Source organism: Cupriavidus sp. HPC(L), assembly GCF_000307735.3.
Lineage (GTDB): Bacteria > Pseudomonadota > Gammaproteobacteria > Burkholderiales > Burkholderiaceae > Cupriavidus.
Genome location: NZ_AMPR02000326.1, coordinates 1 through 2,240 on the forward strand (window position 1 = coordinate 1; position 2,240 = coordinate 2,240).

Here is a 2,240-nt window from a genome sequence, read left to right on the forward strand (position 1 = left end):
CGATCGCGGCCAGCGGACGCGATGCCGCCACGCTGGCGACCGTGTTCAGCGCCTCCGGCGCCGACGGCCACAACTACCACGCGATCTGCGAATCGCTGGCGGGCGAGGATCCGCTGATCTCGCCGACCCGCTTCCACAACTCGGTGCACAACGCGCCGGCCGGCTACTGGAGCATCGCCACCGGCGCGATGGCGCCGTCCAACGCGATGTGCGCGCACGACGGCAGCTTCGCCGCCGGCCTGCTCGATGCCTGCAGCCAGGTGCTGGCGACCGGCGCGCCCTGTGTGCTGATCGCCTATGACACCGACTATCCCGAGCCGCTGCGCAGCGCGCGGCCGATTCCCGATGTGTTCGGGCTCGCGCTGGTGCTGAGCGCGGAGCCCGGGCCGGCGACGCTGGCGAGCCTGCGGCCCTCGCTGACGCTCGAAGGCGAGGCGCCGACGATGATGGCCGATGGCGCGCTGGAGGGCCTGCGCGCCGCGATCCCGGCCGCCCGCGCCCTGCCCTTGCTGCAAACGCTGGCGCGGGGCGACGATGCCGCCCCGGTGCTCGATTATCTGGAACCGCTGCGCTTGCGCGTCGAGGTCGCGCCATGGCGGTGAACGAAGGCCGTGACGACGCTGCGTCGGCGAGCGGCATGGCGCCCGGCACGCCGGTCGGCCGGGACTGGATCGCCGCGCATATCCCGCATCGCGGCGCGATGTGCCTGCTCGACCGGGTGGTCGACTGGAATGCGATGCGCATCCGCTGCGAGGCGAACAACCATGCGTCGCCCGATCATCCGATGCGTGCCGAAGGACGGCTCGCCGCGCTGTGCGGCATCGAATATGCGGCGCAGGCAATGGCCGTGCACGGCGCGCTGCTGACGTCCGGCTCCGCAGCCACGCCGCGCGTCGGCTATCTGGCCAGCGTGCGCAGGGTCGAGATCCACGCCGAGCGGCTCGATACCGTGGCGGGACCGCTGGCGATCGAGGCCGAGCGCATCGGCGGCGACGAACGCCAGGTGCTCTACGAATTCGCGCTGCATGGCGGCGGCGCCGTGCTGCTGACGGGCCGCGCGGCGGTGGTGCTGGACGCCACGCCGGGCGAGTGAACCTTCCTCAAACCTAGCGCGGCCCGGTTCGGGCCGGTTGAAGACGCTGGGTCCCCGCTTTCGCGGGGACGACATCCAATAACGTATCGCGTCGCCCCCGCGCAAGCGGAGGCCCAGTGGCTTTCGATCGTCGAGGCCGGGATTACCCCTCGACCTTCGGTGCTGGCAGCACCTCGCCGCTGACCTCGCCGAAGCCGATGCGATAGCCATCGCCCTGGCACCAGCCGCGCATCACCACTTCGTCGCCGTCCTGCAGAAAGCCACGCTGCGCCCCGCCCGCCAGCTTCAGCGGCTCGTTGCCGTTGCGGGTCAGTTCCAGCAGGCTGCCGTACGAGTCCGGCGTGGTGCCGCTGATCGTGCCCGAACCCATCAGGTCGCCGACCCGCACATTGCAGCCCGACACCGTGTGGTGGGCGAGCTGCTGCGCCATCGTCCAGTACATCGCACGGAAGTTGGTGCGGCTGATCGGCTCGGCGCGCTCGGCGCCCTGCGGCCGCAGCGCGACCTCGAGTTTGATGTCGTAGGCGTTGCGCGCAGACTGGCGCAGATACGGCAGCGGCTGCGGCGACTGCTCGGGATTGTCGCGGCGGAATGGTTCGAGCGCGTCCATCGTGACGACCCAGGGCGAGATCGACGTGCCGAAGCTCTTCGAATTGAACGGCCCCAGCGGCACGTATTCCCACTGCTGGATATCGCGCGCGCTCCAGTCGTTGAGCAGCACCATGCCGAACAGGTAGTCGTCGGCCTGGTCGACGCACACCGGCTCGCCCAGCGCCGAGTCCTTGCCGACGATGAAGCCCATCTCCAGTTCGTAGTCGAGCTTGCGGCAGGCGCCGAAGATCGGGCGCGCCTCGTTCGGCAGCTTGATCTGGCCGTTGGGACGATGGATCGGCGTGCCGCTGACGACCACCGAGCTGGCGCGGCCGTTGTAGCCGATTGGGATTTCCAGCCAGTTCGGCAGCAGCGCGTTGTCCGGGTCGCGGAACATGCGGCCGACGTTGGTCGCGTGCTCCTTCGACGAATAGAAGTCGGTATAGCCCGGAATCTGCACCGGCAGATGCAGCGTCGCGCCGGCCATCGGCACCACCGCGCGCTCGCGCAGCGCGGCGTCGTCGCGCAGCGTCGGCGTGCCGGCGGCCAGCAGTTC

Annotated in this window: 3 protein-coding genes; 2 read left to right on the forward strand and 1 reads right to left on the reverse strand. The window is 70.2% G+C overall.

The window, feature by feature from the left end; translation table 11 throughout:
• Window positions 1–602: beta-ketoacyl synthase chain length factor (locus B551_RS16705; protein ID WP_043440432.1), on the forward strand; the 602-nt coding region annotated here is incomplete at its 5' end.
• Window positions 593–1,093, forward strand: a complete 501-nt coding sequence (locus B551_RS16710; RefSeq protein WP_006579807.1) for a hotdog family protein — start codon at window positions 593–595, stop codon at window positions 1,091–1,093. The genes B551_RS16705 and B551_RS16710, both read left to right, overlap by 10 nt.
• A gap of 142 nt (window positions 1,094–1,235) precedes the next feature.
• Here B551_RS16710 and fahA read toward each other — a convergent pair.
• Window positions 1,236–2,240: fumarylacetoacetase (gene fahA / locus B551_RS16715; protein ID WP_023264602.1), on the reverse strand; the 1,005-nt coding region annotated here is incomplete at its 5' end.